Genomic DNA, 24,206 nt, shown 5'->3' with positions numbered 1-24,206 from the left:
CGTTCCCGGGCCGGGCGGGTCGTACATGTCGTCAGGCTCCCAAGGGGAGAGGGAACCGGGGGGATCCGAGGGGGGATCAGGGGGCCGAACGGAGGGGGAATCGAGGGGTCCGGGCGCCAGACCGGGCCCCTCGAAGCGTTTGCTGTGACGGTCGTCGCCAAGGGCGCCGAATCGGCTGCCGACGCGTCCTCCGCGACACGTGCGGAGACTGTGTGCGGCTCGCGGCGGACCTCACCGTAGAGCCTCCGCAGCCAGCTCCGACGCAAGTTATCCACAGGGCCGAACGCGATGTCGGACGCTGGCGGTACGGTCGGTTCATGTTCATTCCAGCCGTGGTCGAAGGGGTCCTGGAGCGGATCACCTACGCCAATGAGGAGACCGGTTACACGGTCGCGCGTCTGGACACGGGCGGCTCCGGTGACCTCCTCACTGTCGTCGGGTCGCTGCTGGGCGCTCAGCCGGGGGAGTCACTGCGACTGGAGGGCCGTTGGGGCTCCCACCCGCAGTACGGACGGCAGTTCACCGTCGAGAACTACACCACCGTCCTGCCCGCCACGATCCAGGGCATACGGCGCTACCTCGGCTCCGGCCTGATCAAGGGCATCGGCCCGGTCATGGCCGACCGCATCACCGAGTACTTCGCCCTGGACACCCTCGACGTCATCGAGCAGGAGCCGAAGCGCCTCGTCGAGGTGCCCGGCCTCGGCCCGAAGCGCATGAAGCTGATCGCCGACGCCTGGGAAGAGCAGAAGGCCATCAAGGAGGTCATGGTCTTCCTCCAGGGGGTGGGCGTCTCCACCTCCATCGCAGTGCGCATCTACAAGAAGTACGGCGATGCCTCGATCTCCGTGGTCAAGAACGAGCCCTACCGTCTCGCCGCCGACGTCTGGGGCATCGGCTTCCTGACCGCCGACCGCATCGCCCAGGCCATCGGCATCCCGCAGGACAGCCCGGAGCGGGTCAAGGCAGGTCTGCAGTACGCCCTTTCACAGTCCACCGACCAGGGGCACTGCTTCCTCCCGGAGGAGGAACTGATCGCCGCCTCGGTCAAGTTGCTGCATGTCGACACGGGGCTGGTCATCGACTGCCTGGGGGAGCTGGCGGCGGATCCGGAAGGCGTGGTCCGCGAGACCGTGCCCAGCCCGGACGGTGCAGACCCCATCACCGCCGTCTATCTGGTCCCCTTCCACCGCGCCGAGATCTCCCTGGCGTCCCAGCTGCTGCGGCTGCTGGGCACGCGCGAGGACCGGATGCCGTCTTTCCGGACGGTGCACTGGGACAAGGCACTGGCCTGGCTCGCCGAGCGTACGAAGGCCAGCCTGGCGCCCGAGCAGGAGGCCGCCGTACGACTGGCGCTCACGGAGAAGGTCGCGGTGCTGACCGGCGGGCCGGGGTGTGGGAAGTCCTTCACGGTCCGCTCGATCGTGGAGCTGGCCCGCGCCAAGAAGGCCAAGGTGGTCCTCGCGGCCCCCACCGGCCGGGCCGCCAAGCGGCTCTCGGAGCTGACCGGCGTCGAGGCGTCCACGGTGCACCGGCTGCTGGAGCTCAAACCGGGCGGGGACGCCGCGTACGACAAGGACCGTCCCCTGGACGCCGACCTGATCGTGGTCGACGAAGCGTCCATGCTCGACCTGCTGCTCGCCAACAAGCTGATCAAGGCGGTGCCGCCGGGCGCCCACCTCCTCCTGGTGGGTGACGTGGACCAGCTTCCCTCGGTGGGCGCGGGCGAGGTGCTGCGCGATCTGCTCGCCGAGCGCTGCCCGGTCCCGTCCGTACGGCTGACCCGGATCTTCCGCCAGGCCCAGCAGTCGGGAGTGGTCACGAACGCCCACCGCATCAACGTGGGCATGCTGCCGATCACGGAGGGCATGACCGATTTCTACCTCTTCGCCGAGGAGGACACCGAGGAGGCCGGGCGGGTCGCGGTCGACGTGGTGGCCCGCCGTATCCCCGCGAAGTTCGGCCTGGATCCTCGGCGGGACGTGCAGGTGCTCACGCCGATGCACCGCGGCCCGGCCGGCGCCGGCACGCTGAACGGGCTCCTCCAGCAGGCACTCACCCCCGCCAGGCCGGACATACCGGAGCGGCGCGTGGGCGGGCGGGTGTTCCGGGTGGGCGACAAGGTGACGCAGATTCGCAACAACTACGAGAAGGGCAGCAACGGCGTCTTCAACGGCACCGTCGGCGTCGTCACCAAGATCAACTCAGATGAGCAGTGGCTGACGGTGCTCACGGACGAGGACGAGGAGATCTCCTACGACTTCGACGAACTGGACGAGCTGGCGCACGCTTATGCGGTGACCATCCACCGCTCCCAGGGCAGCGAGTATCCGGCAGTGGTGATTCCGGTCACCACCGGCGCTTGGATGATGCTGCAGCGAAACCTGCTCTATACGGGTGTTACCCGGGCAAAACGACTGGTGGTGCTGGTCGGCTCGCGCAAGGCTTTGGGGCAGGCTGTACGCACCGTATCGGCCGGGCGGAGGTGGACCGCACTGCGTCACCGACTCGCAGGCGCGGTGCGTGGTCACCTCTTCCCCAAACGGGGCGAAGGGGAGCAGGATGGGCAGCTGAAGCGGCACTGAGTGCCGCCTGGAGGCCCTATGGCCGACCCCGAGTGCACAGGCAAGGTCCAAATGGGGGAAGGTATAGGCAGTCAGGGCACCTCGAAGAAGAGGCACAACGTCGGTGAGGGATGACGTGAGCGACAACTCTGTAGTACTGCGTTACGGGGACGGCGAATACAGCTACCCGGTCGTCGACAGCAGCGTCGGCGACAAGGGCTTCGACATCTCGAAGCTGCGCGCCCAGACCGGTCTGGTGACCCTGGATTCCGGTTATGGCAACACTGCCGCGTACAAATCCGCGATCACCTATCTGGACGGTGAGAACGGGATTCTTCGGTACCGCGGCTACCCGATCGAGCAGCTCGCAGAGCGCAGCACGTTCGTCGAGACCGCCTACCTGCTGATCAACGGTGAGCTGCCCACCGTGGACCAGCTGGCGAACTTCAAGCAGGACATCACCTACCACACCCTGCTCCACGAGGACGTCAAGCGGTTCTTCGACGGCTTCCCGCGGGACGCCCACCCGATGGCGATGCTGTCCTCGGTGGTCAGCGCGCTGTCGACCTTCTACCAGGACAGCCACAACCCGTTCGACGAGCGGCAGCGCCACATCTCGACGATCCGGCTGCTGGCCAAGCTGCCGACGATCGCGGCGTACGCGTACAAGAAGTCGGTCGGCCACCCGGTGGTCTACCCGCGCAACGACCTCGGCTATGTCGAGAACTTCCTGCGCATGACCTTCTCGGTGCCGGCCGCCGAGTACGAGCTCGACCCGGTCGTGGTCAGCGCCCTGGACAAGCTGCTGATCCTGCACGCGGACCACGAGCAGAACTGCTCGACGTCCACCGTGCGTCTGGTCGGCTCCTCGCAGGCGAACCTGTTCGCCTCGATCTCGGCCGGTATCAACGCGCTGTGGGGCCCGCTGCACGGCGGTGCCAACCAGTCCGTGCTGGAGATGCTGGAGGGCATCCAGCGCGACGGCGGCGACGTCGACTCCTTCATCCGCAAGGTGAAGAACAAGGAAGACGGCGTGAAGCTCATGGGCTTCGGGCACCGCGTCTACAAGAACTTCGACCCCCGGGCGAAGATCATCAAGGCGGCGGCGCACGATGTCCTCTCGGCGCTCGGCAAGTCCGACGAGCTGCTGGAGATCGCGCTCAAGCTGGAGGAGCACGCGCTGTCCGACGACTACTTCGTCGAGCGCAAGCTCTACCCGAACGTGGACTTCTACACCGGTCTGATCTACCGGGCCATGGGCTTCCCGACCGAGATGTTCACCGTGCTCTTCGCGCTCGGCCGGCTGCCCGGCTGGATCGCCCAGTGGCACGAGATGATCAAGGAGCCGGGTTCCCGCATCGGCCGCCCGCGCCAGATCTACACCGGGATCGTCGAGCGCGACTTCGTCCCGGTCGAGGAGCGCTGAGGTCCTCCCGGGTTCCGGGACAGCCGCCGACCGGCCGGCCGCCCGCGCGGCGGCCCGAGCCGGTCCGCCCAGCAGAAAGCGCCCCGCCTCCAGATCCCCCCACGGGTCCGGAGCGCGGGGCGCTTCCCTTGTTCCCCGGGTCGGATTCCCCCCACGGGATCCGTCCGGGCGCTTCATGGTGGTGCCGCGATCTGCCGGGACGCGCACGTACGGGAGGGCCGCTCAAAGCTCCCCGGGCACGTCGCCCCGGCCACGCGTTGCCGGGCGAAGTCCCCCAAGACCAGCCTGGCCGTTGCGGTGCAGGCCCCGCCGAGGTGCCTGCACCGCACGGTTAGACTCGCGACCCCCCGCAATGGTTACGTTCCAATCGCTGTGATCTGGGTCTCTTGCCATAAGGGGGCGAATGCGGTCAAGGGCCTCGACCTGGAGATCGAGGCCCTTGGGTATGGGTGTTGTGTCAGATGTAGGGAGGTTGTGAAGGCGAAAAATTTTGCCGCCACGTACATCTCGTCATCGGAAGCGCCGCAACCTGAGGCTGTTGCTGACCACGAAGACCGAGGAGAAGGCCATCGCCGCCCCCGCGATCATCGGATTGAGCAGCCCGGCCGCCGCGAGCGGCACCGCCGCGACGTTGTAGCCGAAGGCCCAGAAGAGATTTCCCTTGATCGTGGCGAGCGTCCGGCGGGCCAGCCGGATGGCGTCGGCCGCGACCCGCAGGTCACCGCGTACGAGGGTGAGGTCTCCGGCCTCTATGGCGGCGTCCGTACCGGTCCCCATGGCCAGCCCCAGGTCGGCGGCGGCCAAGGCGGCGGCGTCGTTGACACCGTCGCCGATCATCGCCACGCTGCGGCCCTCGCCCTGCAGCCGCTCGACAACCGCGACTTTGTCTTCCGGCAGTACCTCGGCGGTCACCTCGTCGATGCCGACCTCCGCCGCCACCGCATCGGCCACCGCCTGGTTGTCACCAGTCAGCAGTACAGGGGCGAGCCCCAGAGCGCGTAGCCGACGCACCGCCTCAGCACTGTCTTCCTTCACGGTGTCGGCGACCGACAGCAGGCCGCGTGGCTGACCGTCCCAGGCGACGAGTACGGCTGTCCGCCCGGCCGCCTCTGCGGCGTCCCTGGCGGCAGCCAGGGCCTCTGGCAGGGCACTGGCCGTAGGTGCTTCCCCGGCCTCCTGGCGAAGCAGCCGTTCGCGCCCGACGGAGACGCTGCGTCCGTCCACCACGCCCCGCACGCCCAGGCCCGCTACATTCTCGAAGCTTTCCGGCTCCGGCAGCTCTCCCAAGCGCTCGCGGGCGCTTTCCGCGATGGCGCGCGCGATCGGGTGCTCCGACGAGTGCTCCAGCGCGCCCGCCAGCCGCAGCAGCTCTTCCTCTGCGACACCCGGCGCCGGTACGGCCTCGTAGAGGCTCATCCGGCCTGTGGTCACCGTTCCGGTCTTGTCCAGTACGACGGTGTCGATGCGGCGGGTCGACTCCAGTACCTCGGGGCCTTTGATCAGGATGCCGAGCTGTGCGCCGCGGCCCGTACCGACCATCAGGGCTGTCGGCGTGGCGAGCCCGAGCGCGCAGGGGCAAGCAATGATCAGTACGGCGACGGCGGCCGTGAAGGACGCGGTCGCGTCACCGGTCGCCAGCAGCCACCCGGCCAGGGTGCCGGCCGCGATCACCAGCACGACGGGCACGAAGACGGCGGAGACCCGGTCGGCGAGCCGCTGTACCTCGGCCTTCCCGCTCTGCGCCGCCTCGACCAGCGCGGCCATCCGTGCCAGCTGTGTGTCGCCGCCGACCCGGGTGGCCTCGGCCACCAACCGGCCGCTGGTGTTTACCGTCGCACCCGTCACGCTGTCGCCGGGAGCCACGTCGACCGGCACCGATTCGCCGGTCAGCATCGAAGCGTCCACGGCGGATCTGCCCTCGACGACTGTGCCGTCCGTGGCGATCTTCTCGCCGGGGCGCACGACGAACCGGTCGCCGACAGCCAGCTGGTCTATAGGGACACGCACCTCACGCCCGTCCCGCAGCACCGCAACGTCCTTGGCACCCAGTTCCAGCAGCGCTCGCAGCGCGGCGCCCGCCTTCCGTTTGGAACGGGCCTCCAGGTAGCGGCCGAGCAGGAGGAACGCCGTCACACCGGCCGCGGCCTCCAAGTAGATGGCGGAGGAGCCTTCCGTACGGGCCACGGTGAGGTCGAAACCGTGCCGCATACCGGGCATGCCCGCGTCACCGAGGAACAGCGCCCACAGTGACCAGCCGAAAGCGGCGAGCGTGCCGAGGGAGACCAGAGTGTCCATCGTGGCGGCGCCGTGCCGAAGATTCGTCCAGGCGGCCCGGTGGAAGGGGTACGCGCCCCAGACCACGACGGGCGCGGCCAGCGTCAGACACAGCCACTGCCAGTTGTCGAACTGGAAGGGCGGCACCATCGACAGCAGGACAACGGGGACGGCCAGGGCGGCGGAGACGGTCAGCCGCTGGCGCAGACCGGCCAGATCCCGGTCGTGGGCGTCCACGCCGTTCTCGGCGACGGCCGTGTCGGCGGAACCTTTGGACGCACCGGCCGGAGTCGTCTTCGCGGGCTCAGCCGGCGCCGGCCGCTGCGCGGTGTAGCCCGTCTTCTCGACCGTCGCGATCAGGTCGTCCACGGACACCCCGTCGCCGTACTCGACCCGTGCCTTCTCGGTGGCGAAGTTCACGGTGGCGCTGACGCCCGGCATCCGGTTCAGCTTCTTCTCCACGCGCGCCGCGCACGAGGCGCAGGTCATGCCGCCGATGGCGAGCTCGACCCGCGCCTGCGTGGTCGTACCGGTCATCGGACTCAGGCCGCCGGACCCTCGAGTTCGTAGCCCGCCTCGTCGACCGCCGCGCGGACGGCCGACTCGTCCAGCGGCGCCTTGGAGACAACGGTCACCAGGCCGGTGGCGGCGGACGCCTGTACCGAGTGCACGCCCGGGATCTCCGAGATTTCCGAGGAGACAGCGCCTTCGCAGTGGCCGCAGGTCATGCCGCCGACCTTGTACGTGGTGGTGACGTCGCCGACCTGGACGTCGGCGGCACCCGAGTGGCAGGAGCCCTCGGGGGAGCAGCAGGAACCGTTGGTCGCTTCGGCAGTCATGGATGTCTCCTCGTTGCGTGTGGTCGCCGTGCTCGACGTGTTCGCTGTCGGGCGCGTATGGCGTGGGAATACCGGGAACCCGGGAGTCCTCCGGTGCTTCCTGATGCCCGTAACTATATACCCCTGGGGGGTATCGATGCCAGGTGTTCGCCTCCTGTGCGTCGCCGGATCTTCCGTCGCGCGTCAGCCTTGAGGCTTCAGGCCTCGGGGGCGGAGTGGGGGGCGGAGGGCATGGGCGCGGTTTTCCGTTGACTGCTGGCGCTCACCGCACTGCCCCCTCTGGTGACGAGTTCTCTCTGTTGGCACCTCTCGGCGATCTGCTGATGCGCCTGGTTGCGTGGCGCTTCGGCGGTCCCGTACGGTCCTGGATGCTTCGGCGGGCACGGCGCCAAGCGCTCTGGTGGGGCGGCGTGGAATGCCGTTCGTAGCGGTGGCGTGCTTCCTGTTCGGCTGATGGGTCGTGAGCGTTGTCGTCGGGAGCGGTGCACTGATGCGATGCGCCACTATCCGGCGGGCGTGGGAAGTGCCGGGCCGGTGTGGGTCGCACTCTTCGGGGCTTCAGTCGAGGAGTGGAGTGCCTGTGAATCTGTGCCGCGAGGCGAAGTAAGCGGTTACTGAACCGGTGATGTGGCTGGGCGCTGTGCCTACAAGAGGGTGTGCGCGGCCCGGCGACATGCGGAACGGCGTGCGCGACGGCGGGCTGCGGGGGCGTCGAAAAGGGTGCCGGAGCCGGTGGCCGGCGAAGCGGGAACGTGCTGCCCGTTGTGGTAGAAAAGCGGCTTATGTCGCAGTCCGCAACCCTCGTATTGATCATGGCGATCGCCGTGGCCGCCCCGCTCCTCGCATACGGCCTCGGCCGCTGGCTGCCCGTACCACTGGTCATCTTCGAGATCGTGCTGGGCATCCTGATCGGCCCGGACGTCCTCGGCTGGGCGCATCCCGGAGAAGCCGTCAACGTCCTGTCCGACCTCGGGCTGGCCACCTTGATGTTCATCGCCGGGTACGAAATCGAGTTCGCCAAGGTGCGCGGTGACACCCTCAAACGCGCCGGCTGCGCCTGGGTCGTCGCGCTCGCCCTCGGCCTGGCCATCACTTTCGGCTTCGCCGCCGGCGACGTCACCAAGGCGATCGTCGTCGGCACCGCGCTCACCAGTACAGCCCTCGGCACCGTGCTGCCCGTCCTGCGCGACTCCGGGGACCTGGGCACCCGCTTCGGCTCGGTGATGATGGCCACCGGGGCGGTCGGCGAGTTCGGGCCGATCATCGCGATGGCGCTGCTGCTCAGCGGCCGCAACCCCGGCGAGTCGGCCATCCTGCTCTTCGCCTTCGCGCTGCTGACCGCCGGAGCCGTCTACTGGGCCCTGAAGCCCAGCCCGATGTGGTTCTACCGGATCATCGCGCGCACCCTGCACAGCAGCGGCCAGTTCGCCATCCGGCTGTTCGTCCTGCTGCTGGCCGTGATGCTCGGCATCTCTCAGGTGTTCGGGCTGGACATCCTGCTGGGCGCGTTCGCGGCCGGGATCATCATGCGGTTGGTGCTGCACGAGGCAGCACCGGACAGCAGTCAGGAAATTCTCGGGCGGCTGGAGGCGATGGGCTTCGGCTTCCTGGTGCCGGTGTTCTTCATCGTCACCGGCGTCGAGTTCGATCTGTCGTCCCTCTTCGAGAACGGCCGCTCGCTCCTGCTCCTCCCGCTGTTCCTCGTCCTTCTGCTGGTTGTACGCGGGCTCCCGCTCGTCCTGCTCGCGCCCCGCGACCTGGGCCGCAAGGACCGCGCCGCGCTGATGCTCTACGGGTCGACGGCACTGCCTCTGGTCGTCGCGATCACGACGATCGGCCAGGACAGCGGCGTACTCGACGCGGGGGAGGCGGCGGCCATGGTGGGCGCGGCGATGATCTCCGTACTGGTCTTCCCGTTGGTGGCGATGCGGATGCGGGCCGGAGCGGAGGGGCTGGCGCCGCTGCCGGAGGGGCCGCGGGAAGGCGCGTCGGAGTCCTGGTGAGCGGCCGCGCCCGCATTCCGCCTCTCACTGCGACAGGTTGACGGTCGGAAAGAACCACGCGGCCATGCCCCGGAAACCGAGCATCGTGAACACCACGGAGATCAGGTAGGGCGCGCTGAGTGGAGGCCGTGCCGCAGTCCGTACGTGTACGGACATCCGGCACGCCTGTCTCGCCCGGGGCGGTGCTCGCCGTACACGTCCGACGTCGCTGCCGCAGGGAGCACGCCCAAGGTCACCGACGACAGAAGGCGGAGCGGCGCAGATCAGTCGGCGTGCCGCCGGTAAGCGCTTACTGCCGCCTGTCCGTCGTCCACGAGAACGCCGCCGTGCCAATCTGAAGGGTGCCCGTGGCGGTCACGCGCCAGGAGCGTCGGCGCGGACGGTGTCCGAAGCGTGCACCGTGGCCGTTGTGCGCGCGGTGCCTGGAAAGGGCGTTGATTCGGCGCCGTACGCACCGGCTTCTCCGCCGGTGGCGCGTACGTCCGCGACCCGGACCGGATCGCCCGTGCGGCGGGAGCGGTCACACGCCTCGGCGATGTACAGAGCCTCCAGCGCCTCGGCGGGCGAACACGGGCTTTGCGTACGGCCGGCGGCCACGTCCACGAAGGCGCCCAGTTCGGTGACGTACGCGTCGTGGAAGCGTTCCATGAACGTCGCGTAGGGGGCGGATCGCTGCCACGAGACATGCGGTTCGGCGCTCGGCAGCGGGGCCCGGTCGTCGAGCCCGACGATCCGCGCGCCTTTGGAGCCGCAGACCTCAAGGCGGACGTCGTGGCCCGCGCCGTTGTAGCGGGTGGCGGTGACGGTGGCCAGCGTGTCGTCGTCGAAGCGCAGCAGCGCGGCGCAGGTGTCCACGTCGTCGCCGTCGGCGAAGAAAGGCGCGCCCCGATTGGCGCCCTGGGCGTACACGGAGACCACTTCGCGGCCCGTGAGCCAGCGCAGGATGTCGAAGTCGTGGATGCTGCAGTCGCGGAAGAGTCCGCCGGAGGTGGGGATGTAGGCCGCGGGCGGCGGCGACTGATCACTGGTGCAGGCGCGCAGAGTGTGGATCCAGCCGAGGTCGCCGGACCGCAGCGCCTCCCTGGCCGCCTGGTAGCCACGGTCGAAGCGCCGCTGGAAGCCGATCTGTACGGGGACGGAACCAGCCTCGGCGCGTTCCACGACGGCGACCGTGCCGGGGGCGTCCAGCGCCACCGGCTTCTCGCAGAAGACCGGTACCTCGGCGTCCAGCGCCTGGTGGATCAGCTCGGCATGCGCGCTGGTCGCGGCGGTGATCACGACGCCGTCCAGGCCGTCCGCGTACAACTGGGGGAGGGTTTCGGCGGCCTCGACGCCGAGTGTGTCCGCGAGAACGCGGGCGCGGGCGGCGTCGGCATCGGCGACGACGATGCGGTCCACGCCGGGGACGGATTTCAGCGTCTCGGCGTGGAACGCTCCGATGCGTCCGGTGCCGATGAGGCCGATCTTCATGTGCCAACTCCTGTCGTTCAAGGGCGAGGCCCAGGGCGCGGGGAGGGGGAGGGAGCGGCCGGAGCGTCCGTGCAGGCCCGGAGAGGGGGCGGAACGTATCAGCGCCTGTGCGACGGTCGCCTGAGTCGGCGTTACTTCGTTCTGAGAAGGGGCGTCGGGCCGGAGACGCTCCTGAGCTCCGTCGCAGAGTGCATGTCAGGACGTTTGTATGTCAATACCTATTGGCAGGATAGGCCGGAGGCGGGTGGGTGCGTGCGGTCGGGGGCGTGTCGCGGCGCGCCCGTGCCGCGTGCACCCGGGCTCGGCCTTGTGCGGCTGGGGCTGGGTTTTGGCTTGGGCCTACGGGGTGGTGAGCCGGGTGGTGTCCGCGTCCGTGTCCTTATCGGCGCGGATGCCGCGGTCGACGGCGCGCAGGAGAGTGAGGAGCATGCCGTTCAGGGGCGTGGGGATTCCGTGGCGTTCTCCGGCGCGTACCACCGCACCCGTAATGTGTTCGTGCTCCAGGGGGCGGCCGGCCAGGCGGTCGTAGAGCATCGACGAGCCGCCGTCCGGCGGAACCTGTCCGTACATTTCCAGTACGAGGTCGATGTCTGCGTCGCGGATATCCGCACCCTCGGCGCGCGCGACGGCGGCGGCTTCGCGCAGGATGTCGCGGGTGAGGGCGGCCATGCCGGGATCGGTGAAGATGCCCATGCGCTGCTGGAGGAGGGCGGTGAGCGGGTTGGCGGCGAGGTTGGTGAACAGCTTCCGCCAGGCGGTCGTCGTGAAGTCCGGCACCGCTATGACTTTGAGCCGGTCCGTGGTGAGCAGATCGGCGAGGCGGGCGGCCGTCGGGCCGTCGGGAACGTGGATCTCGTTGCCCGCGTAGTGCCGAATGTGGCCGGGGGCGGTGCACTCGGCCGACGCGTAGATGACCGCGGGCAGGATGTTCGTACCGTCGGGAGTGTGCGGGGCGACGCGTTCGGTGTGGTCGACGCCGTTCTGCAGCACGACCAGGACTGTGCCGGAGTGGCAGAGCCGGTGCAGCCAGCGGGAGGTGCCGGCGGTGTCCTGGGCTTTGGTGGTCAGGAAGACCCAGTCCGCGGGACTGGCCGTTTCCGGATCGGTGGCGAAGCGCACAGCCGCGTCGAGGACTTCGCCGTCCATTTCGAGCGTGAGCCGGTTCAACGGAGTACGCAGGCACAGGGTGATGTCGTGTCCGTCCCGGTGGGCGAGCGTTGCCACGAATCCGCCGATCGCGCCGCCGCCGATCACGGCGATGCGGTGGGGCGTGGCCGGTGCGGGTATCGGTGGCATGCACCGAGCGTAAGTGGTCGGAGGGCGGTTGCGGAGGCCCCGCGCACCGGCTGCGCGGGGCCGGTAGGAGGTGGTGTCAGTCCTTGTCGCGGCGCCCGCCGTGGCCGGGACGCTGGGCGACCCAGGTCCGGATGGTGTCGGCGAACCAGTACGGTCTTCCGCCTTCCACCAGGTCAGGTTGCGGTAGAAGTCCGTGCTTGCGGTAGGAGCGCACGGTGTCCGGCTGGACCCGGATGTGTGCGGCGATCTCCTTGTACGACCAGAGTCTGCGGTCGGTCATAGGTCTTGCACCTCCCTCAGCCGCCCGCAGCGACGGCCGGGGAGCCGACGGAAGAACTGCGCGCGGTCTGGTGATCACTCAGCCTGTGCCCGGTGAACGACTCTGAGTGAGCAGGGGCGAGGGGCTGTTGATCGGCTGTGACGGAAGACCCGCGTAATGGTGACAGCCGTGACGTCCGGGGTACCGCTGTCACGGGATCAGGAAGGTGGAGGAGGTGAGGGAAGGAGGGGTGGGGGTAGGGGGTGTGGAGGTGTGAGGGGGTATCTCCCGTCAGCCGTCAGCCGTCAGCCGTCAGCCGTCAGCCGTCAGCCGTCAGCCGTCAGCCGTCAGCCGCCAGCCGCCTTCAGGCTTCCGCTTCCGCTGTTGTCTTCCGCAGTTCGTGTTCCAGGTCCTCCAGGGCCATGCCCTTCGTCTCAGGGGCGTAGCGCTTGCAGAAGAGCAGGGACAGTACGCACATCAGGCCGAAGACCCAGAACGTGACACTGGCGCCCGCCGCGTCGAGGAGGACCGGAAAGGCCAGCGCCACCGTGAAGTTGACCAGCCACATCACGAACACCGCGGCACCCATGGCCAGGCCGCGCACCTTCAGTGGAAACATTTCTGCAAGCAGCAGCCAGACACCGGTGTTCAAAGTGGCCTGCATGAAGCCCATGTAGAGGACCATCAGGGCGAGGACGAGATAGCTGACGCCGGTGGATTTCGGAAGGTGGAAGGACGCGCCCAGCAAGGCCAGTGAGACGGTCATTCCGGAAAGACCGGTGAGCAGCATCGGCCGTCGTCCGACCTTGTCGATCAGCGACATGCCGATCGCGGTGGCGATGACGGAGATGGCGCCCACCGCGATGGTGGCGGTGATCGCGGCGTTGGTGCCCAGCCCGGTGGAGTGAAGGATCTTGGGCGCGAAATAGATGACGGCGTTGACGCCGGTGATCTGCTGGACGATCGCCAGCCCGACGCCGATCAGCAGGATGCGCCGTACCCAAGGAGTACGGAGTTCCTGCCAGGCGCCGCGCTGCGCCTCGGCCTCCAGCGCACGCGCCTGGTTGATGCGACTCAGCTCCCCGTCGACCTCTTCGGCGGGCAGGGTGCGCCGCAGTACGTGCGCGGCCTGTTCCGTACGACCTTTGCTGATGTACCAGCGCGGTGTGTCGGGCAGGAAGAAGAGCCCGACGAACAGGGCGACCGCGGGCAGCGCCGCCAAGCCCAGCATCCAGCGCCAGGCTTCCCACCGGGCGAGTACGGCGTTGATGACGTACGCCAGCAGCTGGCCGCTGACGATCATCAGGGAGTTGAAGGAGACCAGCCGGCCGCGGATGTGCGGCGGCGCAATCTCCGAGAGGTACAACGGGGTGATCACCGAGGCGCTGCCCACGGCCAGGCCGAGGGCGAAGCGTGCCACGACCATGAAGGCAACGGTGGGCGCGAGCGCCACCGCCAGGGCGCCGCCGATGAACACCGCGCCCGCCCACAGCAGCGAGTTGCGCCGGCCCAGCAGGTCCGACATGCGCCCGCCGGCCAGCGACCCGAAGGCCGCACCGATCAGCAGGGCGCTGGTGATGACGCCTTCGCCGAGCGAGGTCAGGCCGAAGTGCTGCTCCATGTAGGGGAGCGCTCCGGAGACGACCCCGGTGTCGTAGCCGAACAGGGCACCGCCGAGCGCGGCGATGGCGGCAATGGCGAGGACGAAGTGTTGGGCGTTCCGGCCGGGGGCGGGAGACGAAGGGGCGGAAGATGATGGGGGAGAAGCGTGGACGGCGGATGCAGATGTACGGACATTTGCGCTGCCCTCCGCGGCGGAACGTGCGGCGTCGGGTCCGCCCGTCTCGCCTGCCCCGTCCGCAGAGGTCGCCGATCTGCTCGGTGCGGCCATCGTCATCGGCTCCAGTTCTCTTTGACGTACGCGTCGATCTGCTCGCGCATGAAGCGGGCCGACTCCTTCGCGCGCTCCTCCCATGCGAACACGGACGAGACGAGGGTGCCGTCGAAACCGTTGGCGGCCAGTTCGCGGAAGAGTTCGTCGAAGTCGACCTCGCCCTGCCCGATGTCCAGGTGCTGGTGGACGCGTACGGCCGCGCCGGGAGGGTTGACGATGTAGCGCAGGCCGGAGGAGGCGGTGTGGTCGAAGGTGTCGGCGAGGTGGACCGCGGTGGTCAGTCCGCCGGCGCGCTTGAGGATGCCCGGAGCGTCGTTGCCCTGGTGGAAGGTGTGCGGCGCGCAGTACAGGAAGGACACCAGCGGGGAGTTGATGCCGCGGATCACGTCGACGGCGGCGTGCCCGTCCTCGATGAAGTCGTCCGGGTGAGGTTCGAGCGCGAGCGCGATGCCTTCGCGCTCGAAGATCGGCAGCAGTTCCTCCAGCGACCGCCAGAACTGGCCCTCGCTGCGGTCCGCCCGCTCCGGACGGCCGTTGAACTCCGAGTTCACGGTGTCGACGCCGAGGTCGACGGTGATCTGGATGGCGCGCTTCCAGTAGCGGACGGCGGCCTGCCGTTCGTCCTCGTCCGGGGAGGACCACTTGTACAAGGGGAGCACGGAGGAGATGCCGACCCCCGCCGCGGACAGTTCCTTGCGGAACTTGCGGACGGAGGCGTCGTCGATGCGTGGGTGCCGGAAGAACGGGTTCACGTCGTCGCGTGGTGACAGCTCGATCCACTCGTAGCCCAGCTCGGCCACCAGCGCGGGGAGTTCGAGCAGCGGTACGTCGCGGAACATGTACGGGTCGAGAGCGATCTTCACGAGGGGGAGACCTTTCGAGGAGGGGAGACCGTTCGAGAAGGGGAGACCGTTCGGGTGAGGACGCGGGCCACGGTCCGGCCGGAACGAGGACCGGAACAGAGAACGGGAACGAGGGCCAGAACGAGAACCGGAACGCGAGCGGCAACTCGGCTCGGTCCGGCCGCACGGCAGCCCGGACACCGGCTATGACACAAAGGCGGCACACCAGCCACAGCGGCCACACCAGCCACCACACAGCACAGCTCGCTGACCCTGACGCTTACGGAACGCAGCCATAGCCGTAGCCGCAGCTCCGCCCCGCCGCAGCAGCTCCGCCCGCCGCAAACTCAGCGACAAGCCCGCCACCGCTTCAGCGATACAGCGCCGGCCGCTCCACCAGCTCGACCTCGACGCGCTCGCCGGTGGCCTGCGCCCGTACGCCTGCCTCGCACACCGCGGCCGCCGCGTAACCGTCCCAGCAGCTCGGGCCCTCGACCTCGCCGCGCCGCGTGGCGTCCACCCAGCGCTGTACCTGCCGGTCGTACGCCTCCTCGAAGCGCTCCACGAAGCCCGGGGTGATCGAGCCGCCCCACTTGCCGGCCGTGTTGACGAACACCCCGTGGTCGTCGCCGATCCGGGCGGTGCCGCCCTCGCAGACGGCTTCGCAGCCGACCTGGTAGCCGAAGCCGCAGTTGACGAACAGCTCGGTGTCCACGATCTGCCCGGCCGCGGTCTCGAAGAGGATGAGCTGTGGGTCGCTCAGGCCCTCGGGCGCGTGGCCGGTGGGGGCCGGGCGCAGCACGCGTACGGCGGTGATCTCCTCGTCCAGCAGCCAGCGCGTCACGTCGATCTCGTGGACGACCGAGTCGTGGATCATCATGGCGTTGGTGAAGCCGGGCGGCGTGTCGGCGTTGCGGTGCTTGTTGTGCAGCATCAGCGGGCGGCCGTAAGCGCCCTGGTCGAGCAGGGCCTTGAGCTTGAGGTAGTCGGCGTCGTACCGGCGCATGAAGCCGACCTGCACCCGTCGGCGCCCCAGTCGCTGTTCGGCCTTCAGGACGCGCAGCGCGGAGACCGGGTCGGGAGTAAGCGGTTTCTCGCACAGCACCGGAAGGTCGTGCGCGAACGCGGCGAGCAGGGCGTCCTCGTGGGCGGCGCCCGGTGAGGCGATGAGTACGGCGTCGACGCCGGGGTCCGCCATGGCGGTGGCCGGGTCGGTGTGGGGTGTGCAGCCCTCGATGCCGTCGGCGACGCGTTTGGCCCGGTCCGCGTCGATGTCGACGACGGCCGCCACCCGGGCGCCGCTGGTGATGTCGTTGAGGCGGCGTACGTGGTCGGCGCCCATGCGGCCGGTGCCGATGACCGCGACGCCGAGCGTTGCGTACTGGCTCATGTGGCAGAACTCCTAGCTCCGTACGGGAGGTTCTCAGGCGCCGCAGGAGCGCAGGAAGCGGCGGGTGCGCCGGGCGATCGGCAGGGGCTGGTCGGCGGGGCAGGGGTACATGTCCTGCTCGACGATGGCGAAGAGGTCCACGTCCAGTTCCTGGGCGGCCTCCAGGACGGGCGGCAGCGCGGGCACGCCCAGCGGCGGTTCGCACATCACGCCCTGCCGGACCGCGGGCCCGAAGGGCGTGCCCTTTGCGACGACGTCGGCGAGGATGTCCGGGTCGACCTGCTTGAGGTGGAGGTAGCCGATCCGTTCGCCGTAGGTCTTGATGAGCTTGACGTTGTCGCCGCCGCAGTACGCGTAGTGCCCGGTGTCCAGGCACAGGTTGACCAGGGACGAATCGGTGCCGTCGAGGAAGCGCTCGACGTGTTCCTCGGTGTCGATGTGGGTGTCGGCGTGCGGGTGCACGACGATGTCGAGGCCGAACTCCTCGCGTACCTGCTTGCCCAGCCGTTCCATGCCGCTGTTCAGGTGGTGCCACTGCTCGGTGGTGAGTTCGCGCGGCTCCAGTTCCTCGGCGGTCTTGTCGTCGCGCCAGAAGGAGGGGATGACCACGAGGTGCTTGGCGTTCATCGCCCGGGTGAGGGTGGCGACCTCGCTGACGTGCGCCCAGGTCGTGTCCCATACGTCCGGTCCGTGGTGCAGCGAGGTGAAGATGGTGCCGGCCGACACCTTCAGGCCGCGCCGGTCGAGCTCCGCGTGCAGGGCGGCCGGGTCGGTGGGCAGGTAGCCGTACGGGCCGAGTTCGATCCACTCGTACTGGGCCTCGGCGACCTCGTCCAGAAAGCGCTCCCACGGGACTTGCCGGTTGTCGTCGGGGAACCAGACGCCCCAGGAGTCGGGGGCCGATCCGATGCGCAGGCGGTCGAGAACGCGCGGGACGGCATGGGGAACGGACATGCTGCGGCTCTCCTCTCGCCGGTCGACGGTGACCGGGAAGGCGCGGGCTGGGTTGTGGGGCACAGCCTCCATCCCGGTCAGGAGAGTGTCAAGACTTCGTCCTGACATAAGGACTTAAGGACTTTGTGACTCGGGAGTAGGTCGAAGGGGTGGCGAGGAGGCGTGCGGAGGCGACGGTGAGGCGCGGTGTCATCGATCCGCTTTCGACGTCAGGATGTAAGGACAAAGTATTGACAGTGCCTCGGGAGCCCGGTTAGACCTGTGGTCAGCGACGAACCGAAGGGGCGCACATGAGCGAGCCGCGGCAGACCGCAGAAGACGGACGGACCGACGAGGCGGTGATGTCCGGTCATTCGGGCGGCCCGTACGACCTGATCACCCTCGGCCGCATAGGCGTGGACATCTACCCGTTGCAGACCGGCGTTCCGCTGTCCCAGGTCGAGACGTTCGGGAAATTCCTCGGCGGCTCGGCCACCAACGTCGCGGTCGCCGCCGCCCGGCTGGGACGGCGCACCGCGGTCATCAGCCGCACCGGCCGCGATCCCTTCGGCGATTACATCCACGAGGCGCTGCGCGACTTCGGGGTGGACGACCGCTGGGTGACGCCCGTCGCGGAGTACCCGACGCCGGTCACCTTCTGCGAGATCTTCCCGCCGGACGACTTCCCGCTCTACTTCTACCGCCGCCCCAAGGCCCCCGACCTGGTCATCCACCCCGAGGAACTGGACCGCGGCGCCGTACGGGCCGCCCGCATCTTCTGGATGACCGGCACCGGCCTGTGCGAGGAGCCCAGCCGCGGCGCCACCCTCGCCGCGCTGGAGGCCCGCGCCAAGGCGGGCATCACCGTCTTCGACCTGGACTGGCGGCCGATGTTCTGGGGCGGCGAAGGCGGCGCGTCCGGCGACGGCGGTGCCACCGGGGCCGCCGCGATGGCCGCGGCCCGCCCGCATTACGAGGCCGCGCTCGCGCACGCGACCGTCGCGGTCGGCAACGTCGACGAGGCCGAGGTCGCCACCGGCGTACGCGAACCGAAGCGGTGCGCGCAGGCGCTGCTCGACATGGGCGTCGAACTGGCCGTCATCAAACAGGGCCCGAAGGGCGTTCTGGCCGTGCACCGCGACGGCCGCACTGCCGAGGTGCCACCCACCCCCGTGGAGGTCGTCAACGGCTTGGGCGCCGGTGACGCCTTCGGTGGCGCGCTCTGCCACGGGCTGCTGTCCGGATGGGAGCTGGAGCCGATGATGCGGTACGCCAACGCCGCCGGCGCGATCGTCGCGTCCCGGCTGGCCTGTTCGTCCGCCATGCCGACGCGCGCCGAGGTCGAGGACTTCCTCGCCGCGCGCTGAGCGCCGGGTGCGGATCCCGTACGCCCCACCCGGAGCGCCAGGCGCAGCCGTTCCGGCAGGCCGGCTGCCACCGGACAAAGCCGCGCCGATGTCACCGGACAAAGCCGCGTCGATGTCACCGCGCGCCCGCCGAGTGCCCGACCGGGCGCCCCGCCCGGCGGCGCCCGTACGAACCCGTCCCACCAGAAGGTGAGAACCGCCTTGACCACTCGGATCTCCGACATCGTGACGCTGCGGGCCCGGCACCCGGAAGCCGTCGCGCAGGCCGCGGCGCGCCGTACCCGCCGCCCCCTGATCGGCGACAGCGGCCGCCTGATGATCGTCGCGGCCGACCACCCGGCGCGCGGCGCGCTCGCCGTCGGCGACCGCCGACTGGCCATGGCCAACCGTGTCGACCTGCTGGAACGGCTGTGCCTGGCGCTGTCGCGCCCTGGCGTGGACGGCGTGCTCGCCACCGCCGACATCCTGGAGGACCTGCTTCTGCTCGGCGCCCTCGAAGGCAAGGTCGTCATGGGCTCCATGAACCGGGGCGGTATCGCCGGCGCCTCCTTCGAGATGGACGACCGCTTCACCGGCCACCGCCCGCAGGACATCGCCCGGCTCCGCTTCGACGCCGGCAAACTGCTGCTCCGTATCGACTACGAGGACCCCGGTTCGCTGGCCACCCTGGAGGCCACGGCGCGCGCCATCGACGCCATGGCGGAGCGGGAACTGCCCACCTTCGTGGAGCCGTTCCTCTCGCGCCGGGTGGACGGAAAGGTCGTCAACGACCTGAGCGCGGAGGCCGTCACCAAGTCCGTGGCCATCGCCTCCGGGCTGGGCGGCACCTCCGCGTACACCTGGCTGAAGCTGCCGGTGACCGACGACCCCGACGCCATGGCGCAGGTCTGCGAGACGTCGACGCTGCCGACGGTGCTGCTCGGCGGCGACATCAAGAGCACCACGGCGGATCAGGAAGCGGCGTACGAGAAGTGGCGCAAGGCGCTGCGGCTGCCGACCGTACAGGGGCTGGTGGCGGGCCGGTCGCTGCTCTATCCGGCCGACGGGGACGTGACGGCGGCCGTGGACACCGCCGTGTCGCTGCTCCAGCGGTAACTGTCAGTGGTCGGGAGGAGACTTGCAGGCATGACGAGCGAGCTGTGTAACACCAACCGTTTCCACCTCAAGGCGGGCGAGGCGGCCGACGGGCCGTACGAACTGGCCATCGCGCCGGAGACGGCGGGCTGGGGCTATTCGTCCTTGCGCGTGCTGCGGCTGCCACCCGGAGGGAGCCACACCTTCCGCGCCGGCGACAGCGAGTGGATCGTGCTGCCCCTGAACGGCGGCTGTACGGTCACCGCCGACGGCGGCGCCGTCATCGAACTGGCCGGGCGCGAGGACGTGTTCAGCGGGGTCACGGACTTCGCGTACGTACCGAGAGACGCCGAGGTGGAGATCGGCAGCGCGGCCGGCGGCCGGTTCGCGCTGACCGGTGCCCGCTGCACGCGCCGGCTGCCCGCCCGCTACGGCCCCGCGGGCAAGGTGCCCGTGGAACTGCGCGGTACGGGCTCCTGCTCGCGCCAGGTCAACAACTTCGGCGCGGCGGGTGTTTTCGAGTGCGACAAGCTCATCGCCGTCGAAGTGCTCACCCCCGGCGGCAACTGGTCCTCGTATCCGCCGCACAAACACGACGAGTGCCGGCCCGGTGAGGAGAGCGAACTGGAGGAGATCTACTACTTCGAGATCGCCTCCGCGCACGGCACCGAAGGCCTCGGCTACCAGCGCGTCTCCCCGTCCGGCAACGGCCGCGGTACGGATGTGCTCGCCGAGGTCCGCAGCGGCGACGCCGTCCTGATCCCCGACGGCTGGCACGGCCCGTCCATCGCCGCGCCGGGACACACCATGTACTACCTCAACGTGATGGCGGGTCCGGGCGAGGAACGCGCCTGGCTGATCTGCGACCACCCCGACCACGGCTGGATCCGCGGCACCTGGCCCGACCGGCCCGTGGACCCCCGTCTGCCCCTCTACGAAGCCTCCGCGGGAGACCCACGATGACCACTCGACGCCTCACCGTGGCACAGGCCCTGGTCGAGTTCCTGGCCCACCAGTACACGGAGCGGGACGGCGCTCCCGAAGGTGGCACACCGTTCCGGCACCGCCTGATCAACGCCTGCTGGGGCATCTTCGGGCACGGCAACGTCGCCGGCATCGGCCAGGCACTTCTGGAGTCGGGACCGGACACGATGCCCTACCTCCAGGGCCGCAACGAGCAGGCCATGGTGCACGCCGCCGTCGGCTACGCCCGGCAGTGCGACCGCCTGTCCGCACACGCCGTCACCACTTCCATCGGACCCGGCGCCACCAACCTCGTCACCGGCGCGGCCCTGGCCACGGTCAACCGCCTGCCGGTGCTGCTCCTGCCCGGTGACACCTTCGCCACCCGCCCCGCCGATCCCGTGCTCCAGCAGCTCGAAGTCCCGTATGCCGGTGATGTGTCGGTGAACGACGCCCTGCGCCCGGTCTCCCGCTACTTCGACCGGATCACCCGCCCCGAAGCGCTGATCCCGGCCGCCCTCCAGGCCATGCGGGTGCTCGCGGACCCCGTGGAGACCGGCGCCGTCACGCTCGCGCTGCCGCAGGACGTGCAGGCCGAGGCGTACGACTGGCCCGAGGAATTCTTCGCCGACCGGGTGTGGCGGGTGGCCCGCCCCGCGCCCGACGCCGCGGCGCTCGCCGAGGCCGTACGGGTGGTACGGGCCGCCGAGCGGCCACTGATCATCGCGGGTGGCGGCGTCCACCACAGCGGGGCCGAGGACGCGCTGCGCGCCCTCGCCGACGCCACCGGCATCCCCGTCGCCTCCACCCAGGCCGGCAAGGGATCGCTGCGCCACGACCACCCCGCCGACGTGGGCGGCATCGGCCACACCGGCACGGCCACGGCCGACGCGCTGGCCCGCAGCGCCGACCTCGTCCTCGGCATCGGCACCCGCTACACCGACTTCACCACCGCCTCCGCCACCCTCTTCGCCGCCCCCGGCGTCCGTTTCGTCAACCTGAACATCGCTTCCTTCGACGCCCACAAGCTCGCCGCGACGTCCCTGGTCGCCGACGCCCGTGCCGGACTGCAAGCGCTTGCCGAGGCCCTCTCCGGACACCGCGTCGCACCGGCCTACGAGGAGGAGTACGGCACCGCCAAGGCCCGCTGGGAATCCCTCGTCGACGCCGCCTACGCCGCGCCCGACGACTCCGTACGCCCCTCCCAGACCCAGGTCCTCGGCGCGCTGGACGCCACCGTCGGCGAACAGGACGTGATCATCAACGCGGCCGGCTCGCTCCCCGGCGACCTGCACAAACTGTGGCGGGCCCGCTCCCGCCGCCAGTACCACCTGGAGTACGGCTACTCCTGCATGGGGTACGAGATCCCCGCCGCCATCGGGGTCCGCCTGGCCGCGCCGGACCGCCCCGTATGGGCCCTGGTCGGCGACGGCACGTACCTGATGATGCCCACCGAGATCGTCACCGCGGTCCAGGAGGGCATCAACATCAATGTGGTGCTGCTCCAGAACCACGGCTACGCCTCCATCGGCGGCCTCTCCGAGCAGACCGGCGGCGAGCGCTTCGGCACGGCGTACCGCTATCGCGCCACCGACGGCACGTACACGGGTGACCCGCTGCCCGTGGACCTCGCCGCCAACGCGGCATCCCTCGGCATGCACGTCATCCGCGCCGCGACCGTCGGCGAACTGCGCGCCGCGCTCGCCGCGGCCCGCGCCGACGCACGCCCCACATGTGTCTATGTCGAGACCGCAACGGCCGACACTGTGCCGGGCGCGCCCGGCGCCCAGGCCTGGTGGGATGTTCCTGTGGCCGCGACGGCGACGCGTCCGGCGGCGGTCGAGGCCCGCAAGGAGTACGACCGGCACGCCGCCGAACGCCGCCGCCATCTCTGAACCCGAACAAACCCGAACGACCCCGAACGACCCCGAGGGAAACCGAATACCCCCGCAGGCCCCCGAGTTCCCCGGCCGACCGACCGACCGACCGACCGACCAGCCAGCCGGCTAGCCGACCGACCGGCCGCCCCCCGTACCGCTCCCGACCAGCCCTCCACCCACCGTCGTCCCCGAGAAAGGCCCCCGCATGAAGACCATCAACCACTGGATCGGCGGCAAGCCCGTCGAGGGTGTCTCCGGCTCCTTCGGGCCGGTCTACAACCCCGCGACCGGCGCCCAGGAGAAGCAGGTCGCCTTCGCCTCCGTGGACGAGGTGGACGCCGCCGTGGCCGCCGCCAAGGAGGCGTTCCGGACCTGGGGCACCAGCTCGCTGGCCAAGCGCACGGCCGTACTGTTCGCCTACCGCGAGCTGATCGACGCGCACCGCGAGGAGCTGGCCGCGCTGATCAGCGCCGAGCACGGCAAGGTGCACAGCGACGCGCTGGGCGAGGTCGCCCGCGGCCTGGAGATCGTCGAGCTGGCCTGCGGCATCCCGCAGCAGCTCAAGGGCGAGCTGTCCACGCAGGTCTCCACCCGGGTGGACGTGGCCGCCATCCGCCAGTCCCTCGGTGTGGTCGCCGGCATCACGCCGTTCAACTTCCCGGCGATGGTGCCGATGTGGATGTTCCCGCTGGCCGTCGCCTGCGGCAACACCTTCGTCCTCAAGCCCAGCGAGAAGGTGCCGTCCGCGGCCCTGAAGCTGGCCGAGCTGGCGGCCGAGGCGGGCCTGCCGGACGGCGTGCTGAACGTCGTCAACGGCGACAAGGTCGCGGTGGACCGCATCCTGGAGCACCCGGACATCGCCGCCGTCTCCTTCGTCGGCTCCACCCCTATCGCCCGCTACATCCACACCACCGGCACGGCCAACGGCAAGCGCGTCCAGGCCCTGGGCGGCGCCAAGAACCACATGCTGGTCCTGCCGGACGCCGACCTGGACCTGGCCGCGGACTCCGCGATCAACGCCGCGTACGGCTCGGCGGGCGAGCGCTGCATGGCGATCTCCGTCGTGGTGGCCGTCGGCGACACCGCCGACCCGCTGATCGAGAAGATCAAGGAGCGGGCCGCCGCGCTGACCATCGGCCCCGGCGACGACCCGGCCTCCGAGATGGGTCCGCTGATCACCAAGGCCCACCGCGACAAGGTCGCCTCGTACGTGACCGGCGCCGCGGCCCAGGGCGCTGACGTGGTGCTCGACGGTACCGGCTTCACCGTCCCCGGCCACGAGGACGGCCACTGGATCGGCGTCTCGCTGCTCGACAACGTCACGCCCGAGATGGACGCCTACCGCGACGAGATCTTCGGCCCGGTGCTGTCCGTCGTCCGCGTGGACACCTACGACGAGGCCGTCTCCCTGATGAACTCCTCGCCGTGGGGCAACGGCACCGCCATCTTCACCCGGGACGGCGGCGCGGCCCGCCGCTTCCAGCTGGAGGTCGAGGCCGGCATGGTGGGCGTGAACGTGCCGATCCCGGTGCCGGTGGGCTACCACTCCTTCGGCGGCTGGAAGGACTCGCTCTTCGGCGACCACCACATCTACGGCAACGACGGCATCCACTTCTACACCCGCGGCAAGGTCGTCACCACCCGCTGGCCCGACCCGTCCGACGGCGGCATCAACCTGGGCTTTCCCAGCAACCACTGACACCGGCGGCACCCGGCGGCCTGCGCGAGCGCA

Annotated in this window: 17 protein-coding genes; 8 read left to right on the top strand and 9 right to left on the bottom strand. The window is 69.8% G+C overall.

The genetic code is table 11. The features are described from left to right. The first annotated feature begins 317 nt into the window (after positions 1-317). Together recD2 and IH45_RS0119810 are read left to right on the top strand one after the other, a co-directional pair. Complete coding sequence (gene recD2, locus IH45_RS0119815) at positions 318-2,585, top strand: SF1B family DNA helicase RecD2 (RefSeq protein WP_030669717.1); 2,268 nt, start codon at positions 318-320, stop codon at positions 2,583-2,585. 115 nt (positions 2,586-2,700) lie between these two features. Further along, positions 2,701-3,990: a citrate synthase gene (locus IH45_RS0119810; protein ID WP_030375057.1), complete on the top strand. Its 1,290-nt coding sequence runs from the start codon at positions 2,701-2,703 to the stop codon at positions 3,988-3,990. A 510-nt stretch (positions 3,991-4,500) separates the two neighbouring features. On the opposite strand, the gene IH45_RS0119805 is transcribed toward IH45_RS0119810, so the two are convergent. Both IH45_RS0119805 and IH45_RS0119800 read right to left on the bottom strand, forming a co-directional pair. Further along, complete coding sequence (locus tag IH45_RS0119805) at positions 4,501-6,801, bottom strand: heavy metal translocating P-type ATPase (RefSeq protein ID WP_030669713.1); 2,301 nt, start codon at positions 6,799-6,801, stop codon at positions 4,501-4,503. 5 nt (positions 6,802-6,806) lie between these two features. After that, complete coding sequence (locus tag IH45_RS0119800) at positions 6,807-7,103, bottom strand: heavy-metal-associated domain-containing protein (RefSeq protein WP_030669709.1); 297 nt, start codon at positions 7,101-7,103, stop codon at positions 6,807-6,809. A 782-nt stretch (positions 7,104-7,885) separates the two neighbouring features. On the opposite strand from IH45_RS0119800, the gene IH45_RS0119795 reads away from it, so the two are divergent. Continuing rightward, positions 7,886-9,106: a cation:proton antiporter gene (locus tag IH45_RS0119795; protein WP_030669707.1), complete on the top strand. Its 1,221-nt coding sequence runs from the start codon at positions 7,886-7,888 to the stop codon at positions 9,104-9,106. Between the two features lie 354 nt (positions 9,107-9,460). Here IH45_RS0119795 and IH45_RS0119785 read toward each other — a convergent pair whose 3' ends face one another. The 7 genes from IH45_RS0119785 to IH45_RS0119755 all read right to left on the bottom strand — a co-directional run bounded on the left by IH45_RS0119785 (position 9,461) and on the right by IH45_RS0119755 (position 17,211). Beyond that, positions 9,461-10,576 (bottom strand): Gfo/Idh/MocA family protein, encoded by a 1,116-nt coding sequence (locus IH45_RS0119785; protein WP_032917878.1) that lies wholly within the window; start codon positions 10,574-10,576, stop codon positions 9,461-9,463. Between the two features lie 339 nt (positions 10,577-10,915). Next, a complete protein-coding gene (locus IH45_RS0119780; protein WP_063763024.1) occupies positions 10,916-11,872 on the bottom strand; it encodes a 2-dehydropantoate 2-reductase in 957 nt (318 codons plus the stop codon). 76 nt (positions 11,873-11,948) lie between these two features. After that, positions 11,949-12,152, bottom strand: a complete 204-nt coding sequence (locus IH45_RS0119775; RefSeq protein ID WP_003980127.1) for a helix-turn-helix transcriptional regulator — start codon at positions 12,150-12,152, stop codon at positions 11,949-11,951. Positions 12,153-12,495: 343 nt separating this feature from the next. Next, complete coding sequence (locus IH45_RS0119770) at positions 12,496-14,022, bottom strand: sugar porter family MFS transporter (protein WP_234440599.1); 1,527 nt, start codon at positions 14,020-14,022, stop codon at positions 12,496-12,498. A gap of 2 nt (positions 14,023-14,024) precedes the next feature. Then, on the bottom strand, positions 14,025-14,888 hold the full coding sequence (locus IH45_RS0119765) for a sugar phosphate isomerase/epimerase family protein (RefSeq protein ID WP_030669696.1): 864 nt from the start codon (positions 14,886-14,888) through the stop codon (positions 14,025-14,027). Positions 14,889-15,237: 349 nt separating this feature from the next. Then, entirely contained in the window at positions 15,238-16,257 is a 1,020-nt protein-coding gene (locus tag IH45_RS0119760) for a Gfo/Idh/MocA family protein (protein ID WP_030669694.1), read from the bottom strand. 33 nt (positions 16,258-16,290) lie between these two features. Then, entirely contained in the window at positions 16,291-17,211 is a 921-nt protein-coding gene (locus IH45_RS0119755) for a sugar phosphate isomerase/epimerase family protein (protein ID WP_030669692.1), read from the bottom strand. Between the two features lie 341 nt (positions 17,212-17,552). Here IH45_RS0119755 and iolC point away from each other — a divergent pair, with 341 nt between their 5' ends. The 5 genes from iolC (at position 17,553) to IH45_RS0119730 (ending at position 24,173) form a co-directional block, all read left to right on the top strand. Next, positions 17,553-18,557 (top strand): 5-dehydro-2-deoxygluconokinase, encoded by a 1,005-nt coding sequence (gene iolC / locus IH45_RS0119750; RefSeq protein ID WP_030669690.1) that lies wholly within the window; start codon positions 17,553-17,555, stop codon positions 18,555-18,557. A gap of 201 nt (positions 18,558-18,758) precedes the next feature. Next, positions 18,759-19,652 carry a Cgl0159 family (beta/alpha)8-fold protein gene (locus tag IH45_RS0119745; protein WP_030669688.1) on the top strand — a complete coding sequence of 298 codons (894 nt, stop codon included), beginning with the start codon at positions 18,759-18,761 and terminating at the stop codon, positions 19,650-19,652. 30 nt (positions 19,653-19,682) lie between these two features. Further along, entirely contained in the window at positions 19,683-20,594 is a 912-nt protein-coding gene (iolB, locus tag IH45_RS0119740; RefSeq protein ID WP_030669683.1) for a 5-deoxy-glucuronate isomerase, read from the top strand. After that, a complete protein-coding gene (gene iolD, locus IH45_RS0119735) occupies positions 20,591-22,489 on the top strand; it encodes a 3D-(3,5/4)-trihydroxycyclohexane-1,2-dione acylhydrolase (decyclizing) (RefSeq protein WP_030669681.1) in 1,899 nt (632 codons plus the stop codon). The genes iolB and iolD overlap by 4 nt, the downstream gene beginning before the upstream one ends. 190 nt (positions 22,490-22,679) lie before the next feature. Beyond that, complete coding sequence (locus IH45_RS0119730; protein ID WP_030669678.1) at positions 22,680-24,173, top strand: CoA-acylating methylmalonate-semialdehyde dehydrogenase; 1,494 nt, start codon at positions 22,680-22,682, stop codon at positions 24,171-24,173. The last annotated feature ends 33 nt before the right edge of the window (positions 24,174-24,206 follow it).

The organism is Streptomyces rimosus subsp. rimosus, assembly GCF_000720725.1.
Lineage (GTDB): Bacteria > Actinomycetota > Actinomycetes > Streptomycetales > Streptomycetaceae > Streptomyces > Streptomyces rimosus_A.
Note: the sequence above shows the minus strand (reverse complement) of the source record. Positions and strands in the feature narration are given on the sequence as shown.